The 25687-nt window shown below is 45.3% G+C and carries 20 protein-coding genes; 2 read left to right on the top strand and 18 right to left on the bottom strand.

Annotated elements, in window-relative coordinates:
* Positions 1-60: 60 nt before the first annotated feature.
* From hflX to AYK67_RS16210, 15 genes are all read right to left on the bottom strand, one after another.
* Positions 61-1536: a GTPase HflX gene (hflX, locus tag AYK67_RS16280; protein WP_068089363.1), complete on the bottom strand. Its 1476-nt coding sequence runs from the start codon at positions 1534-1536 to the stop codon at positions 61-63.
* Positions 1536-1793, bottom strand: coding sequence for an RNA chaperone Hfq (hfq, locus tag AYK67_RS16275; protein ID WP_068089360.1), 258 nt, complete (start codon positions 1791-1793; stop codon positions 1536-1538). The genes hflX and hfq overlap by 1 nt, the downstream gene beginning before the upstream one ends.
* Positions 1794-1967: 174 nt before the next feature.
* The gene (locus tag AYK67_RS16270) at positions 1968-2831 is read right to left on the bottom strand and encodes a D-amino-acid transaminase (protein ID WP_068089357.1); all 864 of its coding nucleotides are present in this window, start codon (positions 2829-2831) and stop codon (positions 1968-1970) included.
* A gap of 145 nt (positions 2832-2976) precedes the next feature.
* Positions 2977-4353: a Trk system potassium transporter TrkA gene (gene trkA, locus AYK67_RS16265; RefSeq protein WP_068089354.1), complete on the bottom strand. Its 1377-nt coding sequence runs from the start codon at positions 4351-4353 to the stop codon at positions 2977-2979.
* Between the two features lie 332 nt (positions 4354-4685).
* Positions 4686-6053, bottom strand: a complete 1368-nt coding sequence (gene ntrX, locus AYK67_RS16260; protein ID WP_068089349.1) for a nitrogen assimilation response regulator NtrX — start codon at positions 6051-6053, stop codon at positions 4686-4688.
* A 64-nt stretch (positions 6054-6117) separates the two neighbouring features.
* Entirely contained in the window at positions 6118-8478 is a 2361-nt protein-coding gene (locus AYK67_RS16255; protein ID WP_082735899.1) for a sensor histidine kinase NtrY-like, read from the bottom strand.
* A gap of 301 nt (positions 8479-8779) precedes the next feature.
* Positions 8780-11962, bottom strand: a complete 3183-nt coding sequence (locus tag AYK67_RS16250) for an efflux RND transporter permease subunit (RefSeq protein ID WP_068089346.1) — start codon at positions 11960-11962, stop codon at positions 8780-8782.
* On the bottom strand, positions 11959-13101 hold the full coding sequence (locus AYK67_RS16245; RefSeq protein ID WP_068089343.1) for an efflux RND transporter periplasmic adaptor subunit: 1143 nt from the start codon (positions 13099-13101) through the stop codon (positions 11959-11961). Before AYK67_RS16245 ends, AYK67_RS16250 begins: the two co-directional genes overlap by 4 nt.
* Positions 13102-13335: 234 nt before the next feature.
* Positions 13336-13986 (bottom strand): ABC transporter ATP-binding protein, encoded by a 651-nt coding sequence (locus AYK67_RS16240; RefSeq protein ID WP_068089340.1) that lies wholly within the window; start codon positions 13984-13986, stop codon positions 13336-13338.
* Between the two features lies 1 nt (position 13987).
* Positions 13988-14767: an ABC transporter permease gene (locus AYK67_RS16235; RefSeq protein ID WP_068089336.1), complete on the bottom strand. Its 780-nt coding sequence runs from the start codon at positions 14765-14767 to the stop codon at positions 13988-13990.
* On the bottom strand, positions 14764-15903 hold the full coding sequence (locus AYK67_RS16230) for a KpsE/RkpR family capsule polysaccharide export protein (protein ID WP_068089333.1): 1140 nt from the start codon (positions 15901-15903) through the stop codon (positions 14764-14766). Before AYK67_RS16230 ends, AYK67_RS16235 begins: the two co-directional genes overlap by 4 nt.
* Before the next feature lie 45 nt (positions 15904-15948).
* Positions 15949-18024, bottom strand: a complete 2076-nt coding sequence (locus AYK67_RS16225) for a capsular polysaccharide biosynthesis protein (protein ID WP_162265135.1) — start codon at positions 18022-18024, stop codon at positions 15949-15951.
* A 121-nt stretch (positions 18025-18145) separates the two neighbouring features.
* The gene (locus tag AYK67_RS16220; protein WP_068089328.1) at positions 18146-19252 is read right to left on the bottom strand and encodes a polysaccharide biosynthesis/export family protein; all 1107 of its coding nucleotides are present in this window, start codon (positions 19250-19252) and stop codon (positions 18146-18148) included.
* The gene (locus AYK67_RS16215) at positions 19245-20528 is read right to left on the bottom strand and encodes a capsular polysaccharide export protein, LipB/KpsS family (RefSeq protein ID WP_068089325.1); all 1284 of its coding nucleotides are present in this window, start codon (positions 20526-20528) and stop codon (positions 19245-19247) included. Before AYK67_RS16215 ends, AYK67_RS16220 begins: the two co-directional genes overlap by 8 nt.
* Before the next feature lie 643 nt (positions 20529-21171).
* The gene (locus tag AYK67_RS16210) at positions 21172-21867 is read right to left on the bottom strand and encodes a hypothetical protein (RefSeq protein WP_068089322.1); all 696 of its coding nucleotides are present in this window, start codon (positions 21865-21867) and stop codon (positions 21172-21174) included.
* Between the two features lie 151 nt (positions 21868-22018).
* Between AYK67_RS16210 and AYK67_RS16205 the strand changes: the two genes are divergently transcribed.
* Positions 22019-22306, top strand: a complete 288-nt coding sequence (locus AYK67_RS16205; RefSeq protein ID WP_068089320.1) for a hypothetical protein — start codon at positions 22019-22021, stop codon at positions 22304-22306.
* A gap of 2 nt (positions 22307-22308) precedes the next feature.
* Positions 22309-22806, top strand: a complete 498-nt coding sequence (locus AYK67_RS16200; protein ID WP_068089317.1) for a glycoside hydrolase family 16 protein — start codon at positions 22309-22311, stop codon at positions 22804-22806.
* 65 nt (positions 22807-22871) lie between these two features.
* Here the strand turns inward: AYK67_RS16200 and AYK67_RS16195 are convergent, their stop codons facing one another.
* The 3 genes from AYK67_RS16195 to AYK67_RS16185 form a co-directional block, all read right to left on the bottom strand.
* Positions 22872-23903: a TRM11 family SAM-dependent methyltransferase gene (locus AYK67_RS16195; protein WP_068089628.1), complete on the bottom strand. Its 1032-nt coding sequence runs from the start codon at positions 23901-23903 to the stop codon at positions 22872-22874.
* Between the two features lie 102 nt (positions 23904-24005).
* Positions 24006-24818, bottom strand: a complete 813-nt coding sequence (locus tag AYK67_RS16190) for an MBL fold metallo-hydrolase (RefSeq protein ID WP_068089314.1) — start codon at positions 24816-24818, stop codon at positions 24006-24008.
* 4 nt (positions 24819-24822) lie between these two features.
* Positions 24823-25617, bottom strand: a complete 795-nt coding sequence (locus AYK67_RS16185; RefSeq protein WP_068089311.1) for a TatD family hydrolase — start codon at positions 25615-25617, stop codon at positions 24823-24825.
* Positions 25618-25687 lie beyond the last annotated feature (70 nt).

The raw sequence follows: 25687 nt of genomic DNA, 5'->3' as shown, positions 1-25687 counted from the left end.
GTGCCAATTTGAGTTGCCCTGCTTCAAGTAAAACAGGGCAACGCTCTGAAATGCTCGCCTTTAAATTGGCGTGTAACCACCAATTGTAGAGTTTTCTTCATCCTTGGGGTGCTTCACCGGAGCACTGAGGTTTGTACCTTGCTCAAAGAACTTGCTAAACCGGCGTCGAACCGGCTCTCGCTGATTATCTGGCACGCGCACTTCAAGTTGGATGCAATCCTCTTTATCGCTGCGCGATAAAATCTCGCAATGCTGATAGAGCCAAGCCAAATCGGCTCCCGCACTTAGCGGCAGATTAATTACCACTTGATCGAGCTTTTCTGCAAGCCGCCCCTCAAGACGGTTAAGTAGCCTATCGACCCCCTCACCGCTTATGGCCGAGAGAGAAATAGGCCCTTCCTGATCTTGATTTTGTGCCAGTAACTGCAGCCGGTAATCATCGTCTAGCTTGTCAATTTTATTCCAAACTTCGATAACCCGGTCAGTCTCCGATACTTTGAGACCAAGTAAAGCGAGTGTCTCGTCCACATCTGCCGCTTGGGCTTTGGTATCCTCGTGAGAAATATCGCGAACGTGGAAAATAATGTCCGCGTTGACGACTTCTTCTAGTGTCGCCCTAAAGGCAGCAACAAGATTGTGCGGCAAATCCGAAACAAAGCCAACGGTATCGGAGAGAATGACCTCACGGCCATGCGGGAGTTTTAGCCGGCGCAATGTCGGGTCTAGCGTCGCAAACAGCAAGTCCTTGGCAAAAACTTCCGAGTTGGTGAGCTTGTTAAATAAGCTGGATTTACCCGCATTGGTATAACCGACAAAGGCAATAACCGGATGAGGCACTTTGCGCCGCTGTTTACGATGGAGCTCGCGCGTACGCTGAACTTGGGAGAGCATGCCTTTTACGCGGCTGATACGGTCTTGAATGATCCGGCGGTCAGCCTCGATTTGGGTTTCACCCGGTCCACCAACGAACCCGAGCCCGCCCCTTTGGCGCTCCAAGTGTGTCCATGAGCGCACCAAGCGGCTTTTTTGCCACGTCAGGTGCGCCAGTTCCACTTGCAGGCGGCCTTCGCGGGTATGGGCACGTTCACCGAAAATTTCGAGAATAAGGCCTGTTCGGTCAATGACTTTTGCTTTCCAGTCCCGCTCCAGATTACGCTGCTGGATCGGTGTTAATGCGTGATCAACAACAACCAACTCGATTTCTTCGCGTGTAACGCGTTGTGCGATTTCCTCAACCTTACCCGAGCCGAACAGAGTTCCGGGTTTAACGTTGCTGACTTTGACTAGACTGGAGGATATAATATCCAGCTCAATTGCTGCGGCAAGGCCGACGGCCTCGTCTAATCGAGCGGCATCTGATCGCTGTGCAGCGAACGCACGCTCTCCACCATTAAAGCGCGCGACGGCACCTGCTGAAAGAACTGGGACAATAACGAGTGACCTGGTTCCCCGGGTCACTTCAATTTCACCGGCCTCAAGGTTTGCATCCAATGCATCCTGCTTCAGGCCGGTCTCATGCTTATCGTGGGGCTTCATCAGCCTCCTGCTTTTTCTGTTTCTTGCTCTTGTGGCTCAAACAGCTGAACAGGGCTGCTTGGCATTATTGTTGATATTGCGTGCTTATACACCAGTTGTGAGTGCCCGTCACGCCGTAGCAATACACAAAAATTATCAAACCAAGTTACCACTCCCTGCAACTTAACGCCATTAATGAGAAAAATAGTTAAAGGGCTTTTGTTTTTACGAAGGTGATTTAAAAATGTATCTTGAAGATTCTGAGCGCGGTCAGCCATATCTCTTTTTTTCCTATTTTAGCGGACGCGGCCGCGGCATCCGCCGGTTTCCTTGTTGTTACCAAAACATCCCTTACAAACACAAACACAAGTTGCTGCAAAGGCATGATGCACGTTTTAGCACCACAATGTATCCAATTAATATGCGCCTGTCTTCAATATCAAGCAGGCAACCTATAGTTTAGTCAGTTCTGAAGCTTCATGAAACGTTTTTCTCAACTCCTGTGTCAGTTCTCCTGGAGCTCCGGCTCCAATTATTGTGTCGTCAATATGTGTTACGGGCATAACCAAGCCACTGGCAGAGCTGCAAAATGCTTCTCTTGCATGTTTCGCCTCATCCACTGTAAATGGCCGTTCTTCAACGGTAATCGCCTTTTTCGCAGCCAGCTTCATGACACCTGCACGTGTAATGCCGCGTAAAATCCCTGCTTCCGCTGGCCGTGTTACCAACCTACCATCGTTAAGAACGATCCACGCATTCGTTGAGCCACCTTCAGTTACAAAGCCGTCTTTATCCACAAACCAGGCCTCATTCGCCCCTGCTTCCTTAGCCTTTTGCTTTGCAAGCACATTAGGCAGAAGGCTAACACTCTTGATATCGACCCGCTCCCACCGATTCTCAGGGGTTGTGATGACCTTTATGCCCTGCTCACCTTTTTCAAGCCATTTCTTGCGGTTCACATGTTTTGCTGTCACCACCAAACTGCTTGGAGTTGTCGATTTCGGGAAGTAATGATCACGTGGGGCAACGCCGCGTGTTATTTGGATATAAACCAGCCCATTGGTGACCCTGTTGAGTGTTATCACCTCTTTAAGAATACGTATTAGCGCCGCACGCTGCATTGGTGCGTTGATGCGCAGCTCACGCAAAGAGCGGTCCAACCGGTCCAAGTGCGGCCCCATATCGATGATCTGACTGTTGTGGATTTCACAAACTTCGTAGATGCCATCGGCAAACTGGTAGCCACGATCTTCAATATGAACACTTGCATTTTTATGGGGCAAGTAGCGCCCGTTTACATAAGCAATTCGGCTCATGACCTATTTCCTATAGTTTTGACAGTATAAGCTACGCCAATCATATGGTCGGTTATAGAGGATTACCCTTTGCAACACGAGCTGAGTAGACTGCGTAATCGTGTAGCTACTTGTTTACGGTAAAAGAGTGCTTTGCAGCACCCTTTTAGAAGAACTCCAATGACACCCGGAACATTTGTTCCACCAAACGCACATTTTCCGCTGTTGCAAAGATGACCACTCGGTCATTTGCCTGGATACTGTCTTCACCTGTCGGTTTTATGACTTCGCCGCGTCGGTAAATAGCCCCGATACGAATACCGCCAGACAGTTCTACCTCTTTTAACGGCTTACCCACCAAGGGAGATGTTTCCAGAGCTTCGGCCTCGATAATTTCCGCCGCACCATTTTGGAGTGCATGAACCTGACGAATACGGCCGCGTCTGACATGTTGCAGTATTTTTGAAACCGTCACCTGACGCGGGTTAACAAAGGTATCAATACCCAAAGCCCTTGCAAATGCCGGATAACTTGAGTTGTTGAGCAACGTTAGATTCCGCTCGCACCCCAGCTTCTTGGCCATGACACAAGAAAGAATATTGACCTCATCCTCATTGGTTAAGGCAACGATTGTATCGGCATCTTGGACATCGGCTTCTTGCAACATAACCTGATCGAGCGCACTACCATGTAACACGACCGTTCGCTTGAGATCATCGGCAATTTTAACCGCACGATCCCTGGATAGTTCGATAATCTTTACTTTGCTTTTGCTGTGGCGCTCTTCAAGCTGGCGCGCCACATAGGAGCCGATATTGCCGCCACCTGCAATAATCACACGTTTGGCTTCGGGTTCTTCGTGCCCAAAAATACCGAGCGTTCGTTTTACTTGCCCGCGCTTGGCACAAACGTAAACCAAATCACCTTCATGCATTTCATCGTTTGAGCGCGGTACGAATATCTCACCATTGCGCTGAATGCCGACCACTATAGCCGAAAGATCGGGAAACAGCTCTGTCAATTGGCGTAAAGGTGTTTCAAGCACTGGGCAGTCTGCATTACAATCAATCCCGACAACAACAACTTCATCGTCGGCAAAACGCACTGTTTCCATTGCCCCAGGCAGTGCAAGGCGGCGCAGGATCATTTCGCCAACTTCCAATTCCGGCGAAATAATAACATCAATGGGCAAGTGCTCGCGGGTAAACAGGTTTTGCGTTTTCGAGGACAGATAACTTTGCGCCCTGACCCGCGCAACTTTGGTAGGCACATTAAACATGGAATGCGCGACCTGACAGGCGACCATATTGACTTCGTCGTACAAGGTAACGGCAATAATCATATCGGCCTGATCGGCACCAGCTTGTTCCAGCATATTGGGGTGTGCGCCATGCCCCACAAAACCACGTACATCCAAGGTATCTCGAATTGCATTGATTAATTGTGGAGATGTATCAATCACAGAAACATCGTTTTGTTCTGCAGCCAGCTTTTCGGCAATGCCATAACCAACCTGACCTGCACCACAAATAACGACCTTCATAGGCAAATTCCTTTATTGTTCCCAATGATGACAGTATGTAGCCAGCACTAGAGCGTATGCGCTTTTGCTTATAAGAAAAAGCACCGTAAGAAAACAAGGCTTTTGATAGTGACGCATGATATGCAAACAGTTTGATATTCGGTTGAAGCAATCAAACTGTTTCATCATTTTACGTGGTTTCACCTAAAGCCAGTACCCACTTTTCAAAAGTTACACTGCAAACTCTGGCAATGTTCAAGTTATGGTGCAATCCTTGCAAAAGTACTTAGTCTCAGCGCAAATACTTAGTTACCCGCTGATTACCTGGCAGCTTTTATAGCCCGATTTTGGCACTAGCTTAAACCAAGGGTTTTAAGTTTGCGGTGTAGCGCTGAGCGTTCCATACCGACAAATTCGGCTGTTCGCGATATGTTACCCCCGAAACGCTTCACCTGCGCTTGTAAGTATTCGCGTTCGAATTGCTCGCGCGCATCACGCAACGGCAGCGACATCAACTCTTCTCCACCGTGGTTTCCCGGCATATTTGGCACAACAGACGCCACTTCGTTGGGGAGTAGATCTGCAGTGATGACAGCCTGCGTGTCTGCCCTGGTCAAGATCATCAGGCGTTCCACGTTGTTGCGCAACTGGCGAATATTGCCCGGCCAATCATGTGTTTGTAAAACCGCCATCGCATCTTCGCCAATGCGGCGCATGGGCAGGCCTGTGGCATGGGAAATTTGCTGCATAAAGAAGTGAATAAGCTGGGGGATATCTTCGCGCCGCTCCTCAAGCGCTGGGACACGAATGGGAACCACACTCAAGCGGTGATATAAATCCTCGCGCAGTCGGCCATCCATAACCTCAAGCTCCAAATTGCGTGAACTTGAAGATAGAATACGCACATCCACAGATACTTTTGTGCCGCCACCAACACGCGAGAAAGTCTGGTCCACCAAAACCCGCAGGATTTTGTTTTGTGTTTCCATTGGCATATCGGCAATTTCATCCAAATAAAGCGTGCCGCTATGCGCTTCTTCCAGTGCGCCTATTTTGCGCGCACTTTGCGGGGTTTCCTCAACACCGAACAAAGCCTCTTCCATGCGCTCTGGTGTTATTGTGGCCGCGCTAAGCACAATAAAGGGGGCTTTTGCCCTTGAAGATGCCTCGTGGATGGTACGCGCCACCAACTCCTTACCAGAACCCGACGGTCCGGTTATCATCACCCGGCTATTGGTTAGCGATATACGCTCTAAGGCTTGACGCAAATGATTCATCGCACTGGAACTGCCGATAAGCTTGGCCGTATCGCCAGCACGCTGCTTTAAATCTTTAAGCTCTCTTTTTAGAGAAGATGATTCAAGTGCCCTCTCAACAACCAGTATTAACTTATCGGATTTAAAGGGCTTTTCGATATATTCATAGGCACCCTTTTTTATGGCAGCCACCGCTGTTTCGATATTGCCATGTCCAGAAATAATCACCACTGGTACATCCGGATTTTGCTCTCGCAAAACCTCCAATAGCTCAAGTCCATCCAGCCGACTACCCTGAAGCCAAATATCCAGTACAATAAGCGAGGGTCGACGCGCGGTTACGGCTGCCAAGGCACTATCGCTATCGGCTGCTGTGCGTGTTGTGTAGCCTTCGTCTTCAAGAATACCGGCGATTAGTTCACGAATATCGGCTTCGTCATCAACAATAAGAATATCGCTTGCCACAGTTAAATCCCACCAAACCTGTTTGTTTAAATCTTGTTATTTCCATGCCGCTTGCAAATAGCGCTCACGCAGGTGAAGAGCCTTCTTGATCTGTACCCTGTCCACCATCAAATGTGTCTTCACCCGTCATTTGTTCTTTACTCTTGCCTTCTGCTTCTCTTGTTTTGGCACCGGCTTCAACTGGCAAATCCTGTGGGTTTTGCTTTTCAGTTGTGCCATCCCTCGTATCCAGCAGTGTTAAGCGTACCATGGCACCGTGTCCCCCTTGCGCCACATCCGGTGCATCCATCAGCTCGATGGTTCCGCCGTGATCCTCCATGATTTTGCGCACAATGGCCAAACCAAGCCCGGTGCCCTTTTCACGTGTTGTCATGTACGGCTCTAAAAGGCGCTGCCTGTTGGCTTCTGGCAAGCCAATGCCTGTATCGATCACATCAATAAAGACCATAGCACGTTCACAATAAACTTTGACATCAATGCTGCCTTGTTCCTCGCCTTGCTGTTTTGCAAGATATGCCTCTACAGCCTCGCCGGCGTTTTTAATCACATTGCCAACGGCTTGGCCAAGCAGCCTTTCATCAAAGCGCATTTGTAAAGGCTCGGGCGGCATGTGCGTTCTAATGCGAATATGGTCGCTGGTTACTGAGCGCAAAAAGGCTGCTTCGCGTACCGTTTCGACTAAATTACCCATGGACATTTTGGGCTTGGGCATACGAGCGAATGAGGAAAATTCGTCGACCATACAACCAATATCACCGACCTGCCTGATAATTGTATCCACACAGCGGTCAAAAACCTCTCTGTCGTCATCACGCACTTGTTTGCCATAACGGCGGCGAATACGCTCGGCTGAAAGCTGGATTGGTGTTAACGGATTTTTGATTTCGTGGGCAATGCGTCTTGCAACATCGGCCCATGCGGTATTGCGCTGCGCTGCGACGAGATCGGTAATATCGTCAAGCGTCACCACAAAACCGTGTTCGGAGCGGGCCGCCTCTTCATTGGTAACCCGAACATTTACAATACGTTCGCGACCGCGTGAAATAAGCGCCACCTGTTTGTCGCGGGCCTCGCGCTTGCCTTCCAGAGCCTCGTTGACAGCCACGGCCAATTGCGGCACGCTCTCTTGAATCTTCTGATCTAAAATCTGCTCGTCTGCCATGGACAATAGATGGCTTGCGGAGCGGTTGATCAAGGTCACATTGCCATCGTCATCAAGGCCAATCACACCGGCCGATACACCGGCCAAGACCGCTTCTGTGAAGCGACGACGGCGGTCGATTTGATCGTTTGCTGCAAGCAACGCATCGCGCTGGCCACGTAATTCGGCAGTCATATTGTTAAAAGTTCGTGCCAAATTCCCTAAATCACCACTCGATTTACGTGCCTGTACCTCTACATAATAGTTGCCTTTGGAAACCTGATCGGCCGCTCCAATGAGGTTTCGAATGGGCTTGACCAGCTGGTTGGCAAAACCAAAACCGCTCCACATGGCCGAAAGCAAAAGCACCAAGGCCACCCCCACATACACCATAGCAAATGCCAGCTGCACACCAAAGCGACGCTTTTCCAGCTCCGCATATTCGCTGACCCCCGCCTCGGCCAAGCGCTGGTATTCAACCACACGTGCATCGAGCGAACGGGTGACATAAAGATACAAATTGTCGTAGTCGGTCAGCTTCATCACCCCACCCACAAGGTTCGACACCCCCGGGGCAATGAGTACAGGCGCACCGTCTTGTGCCTGACGCATTGCCACTTCCGGTGGCAGCAGCGGCTCTACCTCCGGATTACGCAGTACATGTGTGACGACTGAACCGTCGCTTTTCAAAATATACGCGCCTAATAGGCCACGAACCAAAATCTGGGTTCTAAAAAAACGGTCAAAACGTGTGGGATCATAATAGTACGCACTGCGGTTGCTGTTTACATCCCGCGCCATGGCAATGAGTGAACTGCGCAGAACATTACCATGCTCTTGCACATAGGCTGCAGCCACAGACTGGGCATTACTGATAATCTGGCGGGTGCGCTTTTCAAACCAGCGGTCCAGCCCCTGATCCAAGGTAATCGTTGCCGCAATCGCAACCACGAAGGCGGGAATAGCGGCGACTAGCGAAAACATGGTGACGATTTGCACATGCAGCCGAGCAGCTGCCTTACCGCGCCGACGCGCCATTAGGAGTTTAGAAAACTCCCAAAGAATTAGCAGGAGGAGAATCGCAACAAATGCGCCATTAACAATAAGTGCCGTGTAGATAACGCTTTCAGTTGGCTTAATCGGTGAAAAACCCATGAGCACGAAAAAGGAAATTGCAATTGAGCCTAACGCCAAAAGAACAATTACAAGCCCGAGAACGCGCGAACCACGGCGCTTTTTTTTATCCTCGGTCCCCTCAGACTGTGCTTTATTTTGAAATATCATTACAACCCACATTCTGCTTGCATGAGAGCAAGAGCACACCAACTGCCAACGCTTAGACAAGCAAACTTTAAAGTGGCATTAGTAACACACATTGTTGCGATAATGCGACATACTCTAGGGCAATAGAACACAAAATGGGGAAAACCATTATCCTAGTGTCTTCTTAGGCCAATTCTGAAGGAGGAATAGTCACTATTGACTACACCTCCACCTAAGAAATTTTCCAAGTTAAAAGCTATAGGCAACTGGATAGATGCCTACATCTAGGATGGGATACTTGCACGCAGGAAACATTTGCAAGTTACGCCAACTCCTGTTTTCTATTGGATACCACTTGTCCCGTTTCGGTAGCTTCCTCTTGCATATTTTGAGACACAAATACGCTTTTGAATTTGTGCAGTAACTGGGTAAAGTCTGCCCATATGAGCAGCAAAACCGGTATCAAGATAAGCGTAATTGTGGTTGCGAATAGTTCCCCGAATGCCAAAGAAACGGCTGCAGGTACCAAATAGGCTGCTTGCTCAGACTTCGCACTAATAAGAGGCAGCAAACCTATTACCGTGGTTGCCGTGGTTAGGAATATGGCTTGGAAGCGGTCACGCCCACAAGCGAACGCTGCCAGCTTTACTGATATCCCGTCTTCGCGGCGCTGAACATAATGGCTCATCATGACAAGGGAATCGTTGACCACAACTCCGATAAGTGCCAGCAGGCCAAAAAACGAAAGCAGTGAAAACGGTAGTCCCATATACCAATGCCCCAATGCCGCACCAACAAAGCCAAAAGGCACCACTGACATAATAATGAGGGGTTTAAAGTAGGAGCGAAGCGGTATGGCCAACAGGGCATAAATAAGGAATGCGACAATGAGGAAAGCGCGAATTAACGAGCGCTTCACTGTTATACCCTCTTCCATTTCCCCTGACGGTTTCATTTCAACACCTGGAAACTGCTTTTCAAAACCGGCTTGATAGCCCGCAAAAAGCAGCTGATGAACGTCCTCGATACCAACAATGTCACGATCGATATCTGCCCAAACACGCACATTTATTTTTCCGTTGCGCCGTGAAATGCTACCTTGCCCATAGCTGGCTTTTACCGTGGCGACCTGATCAAGCGAGACCCACTGCCCGCTCGCGCTTTTTAATTGCGACGCCATGAGGTCTTGCAAAGAGTTCCGCGCTTCACGTGCGGTACGCACCACAACACGCACCTCATTACCTTCACGCATTACTTTTTGTGCTTCACTGCCGCCAAATGAATAACCAATTTGCATTGCCAGCGTTGTTGGGGTGAAGCCCAAATGTTGCGCGAGTGGTTTTAAACGAAGCCGCAACTCGGGGTTCCCGCTCTTTAAACTATTGCGAACATTCGAAACGCCTTTAATAGAAGTCAGCTTTTGCACCAGAGCCACGCTCGCCTTTTTTAGATCGGCATAGTTATTTGACAATAACTGAACGCTTAAGCCGCCGCCGGTTTGCTGGGCTTCGGTAAAGTTGATTTTCTCAACACCTTCCAAGCGGCCAATATTGGCTTGCCAGAGCTTCATAAGCTCTTTTGTTTTTATGTTTTTCCTCTTTGCAAGGGGCACAAGTTCCATATAAACCCCAGCAGAGCCCGCGCCTTCAATTATCGTGAAGTAGTGGTCTATCGGTCCTTCGCTTGTATCGCTTTGTGCGGCAAAGTGGTGGTTGGTTTTTTGCGCTGCATCTTCAATCCTACGAATATTCTCGCGGGTTAAATCAAGCGGGGCACGCGGGTCCATAGTTAAACTGACCTGCAGAACCTGGCTTGGAATATCCGGGAAGAACTCCACTCTAATTGCGCCGCGGACCATTAAGCCAATGACCAGAACTGCGATGGATATAAAACCAAGCAAAACAGCATAGCGGTGCTTGAGTGCACTTTTGAGTGCCTTTTCGTAGATTTTTCGGCGAAACCGCTTGAGGCCATTTTGAAAGAACGCCTGCGTTGCCCGAAAGCCAAGAACCAGCGGGTTGCGTGTGGGCTTTTTCTCCATGGAAACGTGCGCCAAGTGTGCAGGTAATATCAACTTGCTCTCAACGAGCGAGAACAACAATGCCAAAATCACCACACTGCTAAAGCTGGCCAGTATTTTGCCCATGGGGCTATCGATAAGCAACATCGGGAAAAAGGCTGCAACTGTTGTTAATACGCCAAACACAGTGGCAAGAGCTACTCTATGCACACCGGCTTCGGTTGCCAGAAGCGGATTTTTTATTTTCTTACGCTGCTCGTAAACGCTTTCCCCCACTACGACCGCATCATCGACCAATATTCCCAGCACGATTATAAAGCCAAAGGTTGTGATGTCATTGAGTGAGTAATCAAGATAACTGGTGGTTGCTGCGGCCAGTGCACCTGCCGTTGCAACCGGAATGCCCATAGCAACCCAAAAAGCCAGTTTTATATCCAAGAAAAGCGCCAGTATGATTACCACCAGCGATAAGCCCAAAAGCGCACTGGTGCTGAGCATCTTCAAACGATCAGCAATATACTCAGCTGAGTTGCCCCATATTTTTATGGTTACGCCCTCTGGTAGTTGCGCTTGATATTGCTCGATGATTTCTTCAGCCGCTTCCGAAACCCGCAGCAAATTGTCCTTTTGGCCAATTTTAACATCCATCCCCACGGAGGGTTCGCTGTTAAAATGGGTTTCTATTTCTTTTTCCTCATAACCCTCTTGGATATTGGCAAGATCGCCAAGCCTTAGAGTGCGCCCATCGGCATAAGTTATTATCGGCAGGGCTCTGAATTCTTCAACACTATTGGCCCGCTGGTCGGCCAACAAGCTAATTGTTTCACCATTCCTGCGGATACTCCCCCCTTGAAAGTACAGGGATTGTTGCGAAATACGTGAAACAACTTCTGCAATTGTCAAATTGTAGCGCTTGAGCACTTCCGGTTTGATTTCAATTGCTATTTCAACTGTTTGAATACCCCACTTATTGACTTTAGAGATATAGGGAGAATCCAAAAGACGCTGTCTCAGCTCTTTCGATATGCGCTGTAGGGATTGTAAATCGGTATCACCAAACACCTGAATATAAAGTGCCGGCATATTAAAGTCGGAAGTTTCGATAACCGGTTTCAGCGCTGCAGATGGCAAATCGCCAATACCATCTACTTTCAGGCGCACGCGGTCCAATAGCTTTTGCAGGGAGTAACCCGGATTTTTTTGTATGGAAACACTTGAGACACCTGCTGAACTGTTGGCAGTAACCTGCTTGACACCATTCAAGCTTTCAACAGCCAAAAGAATTTTTTGCGTTATTTGTTCATCAACCTGCTCAAGATGAGCACTGGGATAGCTGGTTATAATTGTCACCGTATCCGCAGGTATTTTCGGAAAACCTTCGATGCGAATTGAAAGAACCGAACTTACCCCCAAGAAGATGATAAGTGCCATTAACAGGTTGGCCGCAACCGGGTTTTTTAAGAACCAATGTACAAGAGCTTTCATTTTGAGGCTTCCTGTTCATTCACGTATTTAGGTTCAACCACTTGACCGGATATGAATGTCGATAAGGGGTGTAGCAATACCCGCGCACTCTTTTGCTGGTTATTATTCACTGGTGCATCCAGCATTATATAGCCATCTTCGCGTATCAGGATTTGCGCTTTGCGGCGGCGCAATTTGTTTTCCTGATCGAGTATCCAGATATTGCCATCTTGTGTCAGCGCGGTTTCAGGGACACGAATACTGTTTTCAACCGGTGCAGTTGGTAAAACAAGTTTGACGAACTGCCCAGGCAAGACCCCACGAGATTCATCGCTAGCTACTTCGAGGAAAATACGATAGCTTTGCGTTTCTTTTTCAACATAGCCACCACCCCGTTTTAACAATGCAGTGCCTGCCTTGTGGCCAAATTCATCAATAATCGTTGCACGCGACGTTCCCCAGTTTTTTTCGAGTAATCGCCATTGGGTCGCATCTAAAGAAGCGCGTAAATCCAAAACTTCGTTGCCAACGAGGGTGAAGAGCGTATCACCTGTCGTTACGTTTTGCCCTAAACCCACATTTCGGCTGGTGATAAAACCGGTAAATGGCGCTGTTATTGTGGTTGCATCGAAATTGTATTGCGCTTCTTTAACTTTTGCCTTAGCGGCGATCACTTCTTCACGCCCCATTTGTAATTCGGGCAAGTGCACTGCCATTTCCGGCGCTTTTTCTTTCGGGTGAACCGCACGCCAGTTTTTAACGGCCAAAGAGTTTTTGTTTTCTTTCTTCTTCAAGCGAAACTGTGCTGCAGCAAGGGCCGATTTGGCCTCTGACAACCGCGCTGAATATGCTTCGTTTGCCAAAGTCAGCAGGTTTTGACCTTTTTGAACCCGCTCCCCTTCCAGAGCACTTGGAGAAATGGCAACGACCTTAGCGCCAACCTCGGCCTTTACGCTGATGGACCAGCGGGGTTGCACCTGCGTAAACACATTAAGCTGCCCCTTGTGTTTAGAAATCGGTGCTTGAAATACACTTACCACCGGGTGAATAACGGCTTCTTTTTCCTCAACGACTTTTTCTTCAGGCTGCCAAACCAGAACAACAACAATGCAAAGAATAAAGAGGATTATAGCGCCAAGAAGCTGCTTCCATTTTTTCATCGAAATTTCCTAGGCATTAAATGTGGGGGAGACGAGCCATAAATAACCACAGCCATGACGTGCAGAAGACTCGCGTCATGCGCGAACCATAACACAAAAATTTCACTTTTCGATCAATAATTACTGTTTTTCAATAATTTTCATGCAATAGCAATTATCAACATTGAAAAATAAATTGGAATTTTCGCAATAACCTACAATTTCATAGTATGTTTAACTAAGCTATTAATGCCCTTAAGCACAAGCTTTATACGCTTTTAATAATTCCTCAATATCTTCAAAAAACTCTAAATGACCATCATTAAGAAGCATACCACACTTGCAATACTGTTTAATTGTACCTTCAGAGTGAGAAATCATGATGATTTGGCTTGTGGCTAGTTTTTCATTGAAAACTGATTGGCTCTTTTTTTTAAATTTATTATCACCAACGGCGGTTATTTCATCAATCAGATAGGTCTTAAAGTCAATTGCCATACTAAGACCGAAAGCCAACCTTGCCTTCATACCACTGGAATAAGTTTTAATAGGTAATCGCAATGATTGACCCAACTCAGAAAACTCTTCAACATATTTAGTAACTTGCTCTGTGTCTTGACCATAAATTCGGGAAACAAACCGAATATTCTCTATGCCTGTCATACTACCATTAAAGCCACCTGAAAATCCTAGTGGCCAAGATACATTTTGATCTCGGTATATAAACCCAGAATCTGGAGGCTCAGTGCCTGCAAGTAACCGCATTAATGTAGATTTACCCGCCCCATTCTTTCCCATTATGGCAATATTTTTTTCTTCAGGAAGAGTTATCGTTACATCCTTAAGGATAACTTTAACGATACCCTTAGCCTTGTAGGATTTGGAGACATTTTTCAAAGACAACATATTAAACTCTCTTCTTTCGAAGAAAACGTTCGCCAGCTAATCCTAACAACATCAGCAACATACTTACAAAAATGGGGTAATATATATTCATGATCAACGAATTATAGTTGTCGTAAAAACCCGTTCTTGTCCATTCAACTAACTGCAAGATTGGATTCCATTTTAAAATATTAACAGCTTGAGGTGGCAGGTGGCTTGGAACGTAAAATACACCAGAAACAAACATTAATGGCTTAGTTATAACTTTTTCTATTTGCGACCAAGTTTCCCACACAGACAGAATTACAGCATTTACAATCCCAACACTCGTTCCAAAAAAAGCAGTTGCAAAAAAAGCAAGAATTACGTGCTCAGGATGTGCGGGGGCATCGGCCAGCCCCACCAAGTAAAGCGAGTAGTAAAAAATGAAAACTATTAAAATATACGTTATAATTATGAGCAAGGCCCTCGCTATAATAGTATCTAAATCTTTAATAAGCGGATATGTGAGCAAAGCTTTATTTGCATTCAAAACATTCATTAACTTGCCAGACAGCTCATTATACAGCTGTAGTGTGAACATTCCTGTTCCAAAGAACAGCGTTAAGCTAGCACCATAAGGAGCATGACGTCCGGCAAGTGAAAATATAAATACAAGAAGTGCCACGCCGGCTGTGGGCGTAATAATTGCCCATAAATATCCGATACTAGAGCCACCAAAAGTAGCGCGAGTTTCCCTAAGAACGAGACTTAAGATGACGCGTACCTGGAGTTTGAGCAATTCATTGGTCGATAATTTCACGTCAAATGGTCCCTTACGGAGTACACAAGCAAACTACCAATTCCCCAAACAGAAAAGAATATAAATGCGGCAATAAGTGAATTGCGAAAGCGTTTGGGGTACTCGGCGAGTTCAGGTTCTCGAGGACTAAGATGGACAGCTAGATACCGTTGCTCGCGATCAGCATCACGACGTGCCTGTTCTAGTGAATTTAGAGCAGATGCATATGCACGTTGAACAAGCTTTTTTTCCACCTCATAGTTTTCAAATTGCACAAGATTAGAGGTTAAGGATCCATTTGCTTGAGCAGTATGCCGTTTGCCACTTATGTCGCTTTTCCGAACTTCAATTTCGTTAGCTAATGCGTTTGCTTCTCTTTTCAAAGCCACTAAGGATGGCGCATTTTTATCAAGCGCTTTCTCTTGCAAAGATATCTTCGTGTTTAAACCAATCATCTTTGCTTCGAGCTTAGCAATAAGCTCCATATCCAATGCAGCTGTTGCCGACAAATCAACGGTTTGCATTTTCTCACGAAACCTACGAATTGTTTCATGTATTTTTTTAAGTCTCTGCTCTTGTAAGGTAACTTCTTTTAAAGCAAATTTTAACGAGTCTTCCCTTGCACTAGCTGACAAATCATTAATTAAATTCTGAGAGGCTACAACAATACCCTCGGCAATTTTCTTAGCCATTGGTGCTGAAAATGCTTGAACTGTAATGTCAATTATTCCGGAGGTTGGATCGTAATTAATGTCTATTCGTGATTGCCAATAGTCCGCAAACTCTTCAATTGTGGCATCAGGGTCCATACGCGATAGGGAGTCGATATCTTGCTGGCTGTAAGCTGATCGCAGATCAAGCTGTTGATCTAGCTTTTCAACCAACTCGCGACTTTTTAAGTACTCAAGAACTATGTATGAATCAGATCTAGTCGAACCACTGCTTGCTAATCCTGTAATGGCACCTAAGCCATCCAATCCCATGCTAGTTTTAATACCACGTATTGAGAACCCAATTGTTGTTGCGTAACGCTCCGAAGCAATAAAACTGTAATAAGTAATAGATAATAACGTCGGAATAACAAAAACAACAATAAAGCTAATGAAAAGCCCACTTCTTCTTATCTCTTGCTTGCTTTTATTTTTAAATAACATCATTTTATGCACTCTAAACTATTAACATCAATGCAAAGACACCACACACTAATGCCACCTCTTCCAAGATTGAATTATTTTTCTTTTGATAAAACGAACGCCATTAGGATTTCTCTTGTTTGCTTTTATTTGTTGGTACAGCTCCTCAATTGCCTCCTCAGGGCTAAGAAAGTACTTACTGTTACCAACATACCTAGGGTAATCAATCAAGCTGCCATAGACTAAGTCGTCAACTGTCAAAGTCCTGCTTCGACGTTCATTCTTCACTTTATCTTCCGTTATTCCCCAACCTGAGTAAAAAGGTAACCCGTAGCACACAACTTTGACCCCTCGCATGAGCGCCTCAAAACCCATTAGAGACGTCATCGTATGCAGTTCATCAATTACATTTAATAATTCATGCGATGATGTTTCAAGTATTATTTCATCACAGAAATTTTTAGCCTCAACTTCCCCCTTTCCCTCGTCTCGCAATCCAGCCACCACGTCCGGGTGCGGCTTATAAAGCACATAGGCATCTGGGTTCTGTTCTCTAACAGTTTTTAGAAATATTAAATTATTTTTTATTTCTGGGGAGCCATATTTTAATGAGGCGTCACTCTCAACCTGACCAACAACTAAAAGAACCTTTTTACTTCCATCTGGTCTTTGCCAGCTACCAGCTCCAACATTATATTTAGTAAGCCCCATCTGAATAATTTTATTTCTAAGGTGGTGCGCTCTATCTAGTTGCTCTGTTTTATACTGAGATTCATTTAGTATTTTTTCTAATCTTGAAGGTCTAGTTGCGTCATAGTAAATACCCATATCATCTATTACTAGTGAAAATGGTCGAATTAAATCCGCCCCCAAACCCGATGATCGTAAAAAACCATCTTCAATTCTTAATAGTTTACTACCAGATTCATTTAGTTCTTGATATTTGCTGCCCCAAACAGCAATATTATTTTTTTGTTGATCCAAGTTTTCATTATTGTTGATGTACTTCACAGGACTTCCAGCTAAATAATCTGAAATAAATCGCTTTTTCCATTTTGAAAAACCTATTGCCACAACGTCACCGGCAATCATCAGCCTGTTTCGTCGTTGTAAAGCAATAAAATTAGCTGCTTCAAAAAAATCACACTCTTTATTCGTTATTGGACTCACATAGCGGGTATAACTAACAAACGCCCTGAAAACCAACTCCTCAAGTGTGCATTTATCGCGTCCGGATGGTGCCTTTAACTGATCTTCACTTAAGCCGCGTCCGGCATAAAATGGCATACCAAAACAACGAACAGGTTTACCCCAAATAAGAGCCTCAAATCCAACTTGAGAAGTAACTGTATAGACTTTCTCACATTCTTTTATAAGCCTTACAACATGACAACTATCTGCAATAATAGTAATACGTGGATTAAGACTTAGCTTCTCAAGATTGAAATGCCCCTTAGCTGAGTTACTAAAGATATCTGGATGAACTTTCAAAACTACCTGGCAATCTGGATTCTCCCAAAGTGCCTTATCCAGCATACGATGAAAGCTGCTTACGTCAGCATCCCCATATTTAATGGACAAATCACCACGAACTTGGTCAATGACTAGTACGTACCTTTCTGGTAATGGCCCCTTGTATTCTTCTAAACTATTATATTTAGATAAATTCAAATACCTCCAAGTGGTGATGATTTCCTGAGCACAGGACACTTCATTCTTTGTAAGTTTTTTTTCAAGCAGTTTATCAAGTGTACAGGTCTGGCTAGAATCATAATAAATTCCTTCATGATCAACAACCACAGATATTTTTTTTCCGTTACGATCTACCGAAGACAAAAAACTATCTTCGAGTAGTACAAAACGCCCCCCCATCATACGAGCAAAACGAATTGCTCGCTGACCAGACTTCTTCCGCCCCCAACCGAAAAAGCAAGCTCGCTTAAGCACAAAAAGAGGTATTATAAATTGCACCTCTTGCTCCCATAGGCTGCCAATTAGATAGTTTCTCTCAGGTAAGCGAATTGAAAACGTAAAGTTTCTACTATTCCCTAAATATCGAAAATTTGACCAAACCCCCTCAACCACTACAATGAGGTAATGAGTTAAAAAACATAAATATTTCAGTGAGTTCTGCAGCAAAACCAAGCCCATACCTTCATTAATTATTGTTATGTTGGTACTTTCTCTTCACAAGAAGATAATTGTTGCACCTTCCAAAACAATTCATTTCAAAGGAGCAATTCAAGCGCAGTGTAGCACTTACCCCTCACCAAGCCCCAAGTTTCTTAACCTGTGACGATAAGCTTAGACTTGGAGAGATAAACGTTCGAATGAACTTATTGAATTCGCTTGCATCAGCTGTGGCAACAAAAACAATATCCCCTTCAGACAGCATAAATTTACTAGCAAGAATAAAAGCATCTGGCCTTTCAAAATTTAAGCGATAAACCTTCGTAGGGGAATTCTCCTTCGTGTATTTATTTTCTCGAAAAATGAAAACTGACCTTGCTTCAGCCAGGTTGTCATTCAGTCCACCTGAGGTAGCTAGCAAATCAGATAGTTTAACAACAGGCTTATTTACAGCAAAGTTACCCGTCTTGCTAACAGCTCCATAAACTGAAAATTTTCTAGGAGTACGTTCAACCTGAACAACATCCCCAGGCAGCAAAACAACATTATTTATGTCTCTATCCAGAACATAGTCATAACGTATTGGAAAAGATATATTTTTACGTTTTATGGTGAGTACGTTCTCCCATGTAGGCCCGATCACGCCCCCCGTCATGGCCATAACATCCAATAGCCTCAACCCATTCGCTGGAATATCAACCCTTCCAGGACGTTTAACATCTCCAAGAACAGAAACGCCTCGACCAACCACCTTTTTTACGTGAATATTCACCTCTGGATCAATGGCTTTGCCTCGATACATGGCAAGTAATTTTTTTCTTATTTGTTTCTTTGTTAAACCACTTACATGAATATTTCCGACATAAGGCGGGTTTATATCACCAGAATTTGAAACAGTTAGTGTAAATGCAGAATCATCATTATCGTTATACGAAAACAAGCCCTCCCGCGACATCTCCCAAAATTTAATAATCAACTCATCACTAGGCCCTATAACTTCATCTGAAGTTAAAAACTGCTGCTTGATAAAATTATTGGGAAATTGCCGAGACTCTTGTTTCAGCACAGGCATAATATTACCACTTACATCTATTAGCTGATATGGCAATAAACTGTCAGAAACTACAAAAGTTGGCATGGAAGATGCTTGTATATCGTCAGCAGAAGGTCCAAAGGCTGGCAAACTTGAGCAACTGGCTAGCAACAAAGTACACAAAACAAAACTAAAGCGAACCCTAGACATCAATTCTATCACCACATTCTTTAGTGTAGTATGGATAAGTTTTTATAACACTAGAAATTCTTTTAACTACATTCTCAGCAGTACACCTCATAACCATTGGCGAATAGAAGTCACCAGGTAGCAATGAAAAACTTTTAACTGTTGATATGAATGTATCAATATCCCTAGCACTTCGACTAGCTCTTCCCTTCATAAAAGTATCTATATCCTCACCATCTCCACCTAACGTGACCACAGCATCGTGCCGATATATAGCATCCCCAAAAACTAAAACTGGAACACGATGATGAAGCGCTGAAAAAGCAGATGTCGAATTAATAACAATCATCCCTGACGATTTAGAGGTAAGCTCACCAATCTTCCCAGATTCGATAACGATTACTCTCTCTGCTACACCTTGCCTCAAAGAGACCTGTCGAATAAATTCAGCAAGCTTACAGGCGTCTCGATCAAGTGGGTGTGTTTTAAAAACCAGCTTCAAATCAGTTAAATCACTAGAGAGTGCTCGAATAGCTTCTTCGACCAGCATTTCATTCGACCACCCTCTCGAAGCTTTCACTAACTGCGAATCAGTTGGCGTTTGCATTGGAATCAATAGATATTCACCAATATCGCCATTAAGGATTTTAACAATCGTACTTTTATCTCTTATCTTACCTCTAAACTTTCTGATAAAAACCGCAGGCCAAGCTATACTCTCAGCAACAACTCCATACGTTACTCTGTGGTACAATTCTACCTCAATACTCTTTTTAGTAAAATCCCTATAAAGATAATATATCATACCAAACAAACACATAGCAGAATACGCCCATTTAGCATCAACAGGTTTTCTGGATTTAACTCTTCGACTTACTGAACGCCATTTCTTTAAGGGGGAGAATTGGTTATTACCACCTACTTCACAGGTAATGTACCCAGTTCGCAGGTAACCTTCTTCAAGCGAAACAACAGGCACACCATATTCTTCAGCAAGCATTCGAGCTACCGCATGCGCCGGACGACTTGAGCCAAACATAACTATGACAGAAGGGCTATTTTTTACAAACTCTTCACGAAGCCAAACACTCCAATCGTCTTCAGTCCCGGAAAAGTTATACGTATCTTCTTTACGGGCAAACAAGCGGTCTGCATCATGAAAACAGATACGTTTAACAGAAAAGCCATTAGCATTCAGTTGCTTATGCAGGCTCTTAAAAAAAGGCCCCACAGGACCTTGCAACAGCAACACATCATACCCTGTAGCGCCTTCGGGTAATTTGTTTTCTTTACCCATCATAGCACACCAAATATCTTAACATATTAAAATTTAATGATATTTTGCACACAACGACTTTCTCACAAGAGCATCTATTATCTGAGAAATGGAAGCAAAACACACAAGCCCCTAAATTACACAAATAATACTTGGTGATTTTAACCATTAAGCTATTAAGTGAAATCGATTTAGCTATCAAGTCATTGGTTAATTCATTTTTAGGAAATTTCATGTTTTAAACAACTTTATAAGTTGCAACGAATAAATAATAATTTCTACTTAAATAAATTAATCAATAAAAATTGCCGTTGAATTAGGGGCAGACTTATTACAGTAGTTATCCCTGCATTACTTTAAAGAACTAATATGCCCGTACTTTTCGAATAAACCGGCCAAGTTTCAACTTAAATACCAAGCTGTCGTCGCATTATCTGCCACACCGACCAACACAGACCGCTTCCAACACAAGCTATTCAATTAAGAACGAAAACTGCGCGTGCTTGTTGCGAGTAATAAACAACTGTTGAGAGCTGTAGAGGTGCAGCTCTCGCTTTTTGAATGCACCAACACCCAAGAAGAGTGTATCTCTGCTCGCTCTTGGAGAGTATGGAGATACACATACTATTATCACTCTCAAAATATATGCATCTTGGCATTAACCTCATTTGATTTGTTTGTTGTTAGCTAATTGCCAAGTCGCTTGTATAAATACATATACGACTGGTGTGCTAATCACGCCAACAACAAAGTAAATCGCATAATACAAAGCTAAACTAAGCGAACTTAATGTTTGAAGTAAGATTCCCAAAAAAGATACAATACAATAAAAAGCTAAAATAGAGATTACAGGAAGCCACATCTGCTTGTTGACCGCTTTTGTCAGAACCCAAGCCTCGGGAATAGAACCTCGCCCCGTTCTGGCCAATATTACGAATGCAGGCAGCACTCGCGCAAAAAACCACAGTGCAGCAACCAAAGTTATGAATGAAAGTGCCAACAGAGCAATCATACCCATCATGTTAACTGACGAAGTCGCAATAATAAAAAGCAAAAGACTCGGCATAAGCGAAAAGAAGCACAAACCGATTAAAAAAGACAACCCAATATAATCAATAGATTTGGCTAACACCTTACGCCCGGGCTTTGCCTGACCGTTCATTTCCTCAAACCAGTACCCCGCAATAAAAATGTGCAGCGCAATTGAAATAATATAAGGTACGAAACTTAGAAAGCCCTCTTCGGTTTTAATCTGTATTTGTGCTGTGCTATATATTGGTAATAACGCCACAAGCACCCAAGCTATTAAACTACGTCCACGTAACAACTGATAACTAGGTGTAAGGAAATTATTAGCCATTCCAACATCCACTCAATAAATAATGATATTTACTCATATCTATTAGTGTGAATATTCCAAGACCTATTAATAAAAAGTCACAATATAATTATTGACAACTCCATTATTAATTAACTTTAATTTTATACACTAACTTGGAAACCGGATTAACATGACCAACATTCAAAAACTACGATTAATATTCCAAGATAACTTTCAAGGGCAGCAATTAAACCACTCCAACTGGTTGCCGCATTACCTACCCCACTGGTCAACACAGGCCGCTTCCAAAGCAAGCTATTCAATTAAGAACGAAAAACTGCGCTTTTTTTCGCCGAAGACCAGCAGCCTTGGTGCCCGGAATTTGACGGCAACATTAAAGTTTCAGGCATTCAAACCGGCCAATATGCCGGGCCACTTGGCAGTAAAATCGGCCAACACCGTTTTGCTGAAAACCTAATAGTGCGCTCACAACCAGCCAATCAAGCACTGTTTCTTATGCACTACGGCTTTCTAGAGGTTAAGGCCCGCAGTTTTCTGGGACCGCATAATCTAGCGGCCCTTTGGCTTATCGGTTATGAAGAAAAACCAGAAAATAGCGGCGAGATCACCGTTTTCGAGATCTTCGGTAATGATTTGCAGCTAAATGCAGATGGCATAAACATGGCGACCATCGGCCAAGGCATCAAGAAAATACACGATCCAAATCTGCAGGATGAGTTTAACCGCACCACCATTTTTACAGATGATGGCAAATGGCATATCTATGCCATCGACTGGCGAGCGGATGGGATCCGTTTTTATATTGACGGTCAACTCACTGCCTCATCAACACAATCGCCCCATTACCCCATGCAGTTAATGTTGAATTTCTACGAGCTTTCAACGCCCTTAACAACCTCAAAAGCCCAGCAACCATCCTGCTTAGAGGTCGATTACATTCGCTGTTGGGAACGATAAAACCCCACAAACTAAAAAGCCGCCCAGAGTTTCCCCCAAGCGGCCCAATAAAGCACGGTTGCAGGTTATACTCGCCGCGCGACCACTAAATCACGCAGGATCGCTTGGTCCACCTTATGCGCAAAACCGCTAAAGGGCGGCTCTCGCAACACCTCAAAGCCGTGGCGTGCAAGAATTTCCTGTGCTGTTGCCACAGGCAAGCTGTGGCTATTGAATGAAATCGCCAATGCGCCGCCAACCTTGAGCGCTCGCTGCCAACCCGGCAACGCTTCATCCAGCAATTGGTCGGGGCGACGGTCCATTTTACCCTGCCCCACAGTTTTACTGCCGTGTTGTACCCCATAGGGTAAATCACTCACCAAGATATCGCAGCTTTCCTTTTTCACCAAGACGCCAAGGTCACGCGTATCAGCGGCAAAAGCTTTTATAGACTGGCGCTCGTTATTGGCAAAATCATCGCGGTCAACAGCGGTTTCAATTAAAAACCCGTCGGCAATTTTACGTCCATCAGGACGACTACGTTTTTCTTTGCGTACCCGATGTTTAAACCGGCCGGTTTTAAGATAACGGATCATGTAAACCTGCAGCTCCTGCAGCCACTTGCCGTTAATCTCGCAGCCCACCACATCAAAGCCGCGAATAAGCCCTTCAAACAAGCTGGTGCCTTTGCCGCACATGGGGTCCAGCAGTGTCTTTTTAATTTCCGGCGTTTGACAGGCACTCAAAGCCAAGTTGACCAACAGCCGCGTAAACTGTTCGTTGGTTTTACCAGAATATTTGAGAATTTGCCCCAAACTCTCTGGCAAGCCCGCAAAGCCCGGTAGTACAACAGGCTTTAACAAATCGTCCGCTGTAATCTCGAACAAGGCATAGGCAATGGAAGAGGAAGCCACAGCCGCTTTCGCTGCTTGATCAAGCGCAACTTCGCACTCAAAACACACGGCCTCAGGCAAACCGGCAGGGCTTTCTATAAAACGAGGCGCGCGCGCTCCGCAGCCTTCCAGAAGCGCGAGAAGTTCTTGCTGGGCAAATTGTAAAGATGCCTCGAAATAAATCCGGTTATGGCCCGGATGAGCCAAAAGTGCATAGCGAACCACGTAACCACTTTCACATTCAATTGTTTTACTGCGATTTAGCAAAAATTAGCGGCGTTGACTACGCACTCCAAGCAAAAAGCACGCAACACATTCGATTAAGGCTTACAAATCAACCCAAAAACTCAAGCCGTCAAAGGCGGGCTTGACATGTTCGGGCAATAAACTCTGCACAGCGTCATAATCTATTTCGCTATGCATATTGGTCAATATGCCTTGCTTGGGGGCAATTTTCTCTAGCCACGCCAGCGCATCATCCAGACAAAAATGGCTGCGGTGCGGTGTGTGGCGCAGTGCATCAATCACCCATGTGTCCAAACCCTGCAAATGCTCAAGTGAGGCTACGGGAATATCATGCACATCTGGTGTGTAGGCCAGCGGGCCAAAACGAAACCCCAGTGCATCAATATCGCCATGATGCACCAAGAACGGTAGTACCGGTATATCGCCGCCCTTACCACTAATTGTCACGCTTTTCCCTGCCACAAGCCGGTTATCGGCAAGTATTGGCGGATAGCTGGAACCGGGCGGTGTATGAAAACAATAGCCAAATGCATCTAAAACCCGATCAGCGGTTGCTTCATCCATATAAACCGGCATCACCCGTTTGTGCTTCATGACAAAGAAACGTATATCATCAATACCGTGAATATGGTCTGCATGCGGGTGGGTATATACCACAGCGTCCACATGACTAATGCCCGCGCTCAGGACCTGCTCGCGCATATCCGGCCCTGTATCCACCAGCACCACGGTCGAACCTTCATCAGAAAACCGCTCAACGAGCAAGGCGCAGCGCCGCCGTCGGTTCCTGGGGTTCTCCGGGTTACATTTACCCCAATCATTGCCCACCCGTGGCACGCCGGTAGAAGAACCACAACCAAGTACGGTTATTTTCAGTTGCCCGCCTGCACTCATTGCCTCACCCCTTGGCCTGCTCATAAGTGCCGACACGGGTAAACAACCGCAAAAAGTTCTCTGTGGTGGTTCGTGCCATTTCAGCTTCGCTTATCCCGTGTACTTCCGCCAAAACCTTGTTGGTATGGGTCACATAGGCGGGTTCGTTGGTTTTGCCGCGCCATGGTTGCGGTGCCAAATAAGGCGCATCTGTTTCCACCAGCAACCGATCCAAGGGAATTTGCGTCGCAATCTCGCGCAACTCGGTTGAGCGCTTGAAAGTCAAAATACCGGAGAACGAAACATAAAGCCCAAGTTCCAAGGCCTCGCGGGCCAACTCAAGTGATGAGGAAAAACAGTGCAATAAGGCCGGAAATGCCCCGATTGCCATTTCCTCGCGCAAAATCCGCGCCATATCCGCATCCGCATCGCGGCTATGAATGACCAAGGGAAGCTGGGTTTGCCGGGCGGCAGCAATATGCGTGCGCAGCACCTTTTCTTGCACATCGCGCGGTGCGTTATCGTAAAAATAGTCTAGTCCGGCTTCGCCAATCGCCACAACTTTATCGCGCTCTGCCAGCTCTAGCAGCTGTTCAAGGCTGACATCCTCTTCTTCCAAAGCATTATGCGGGTGCGTGCCAACCGAGCAGTAAACACACTCGTAATTTTGGGCAATGGCGTGAATCTCGTCAAACTTTTTGACACGTGTACAAATGGTTACCATGCGCCCCACGCCCGCATCATTGGCACGCTTGACAATCAAATCACGCTCGGCTTCAAACTGCGGAAAATCAAGGTGGCAATGGCTATCAACAAGCATCAATCTATCCAGCTTTTTCGGTTTGAAACAAGTGGTTTCAAACCTGTTACATTCAACTCAACATCAAGAA

The organism is Polycladidibacter stylochi (assembly GCF_001562055.1).
Taxonomy (GTDB): Bacteria; Pseudomonadota; Alphaproteobacteria; order Rhizobiales; family Stappiaceae; genus Pseudovibrio; species Pseudovibrio stylochi.
Note: the sequence above shows the minus strand (reverse complement) of the source record. Positions and strands in the feature narration are given on the sequence as shown.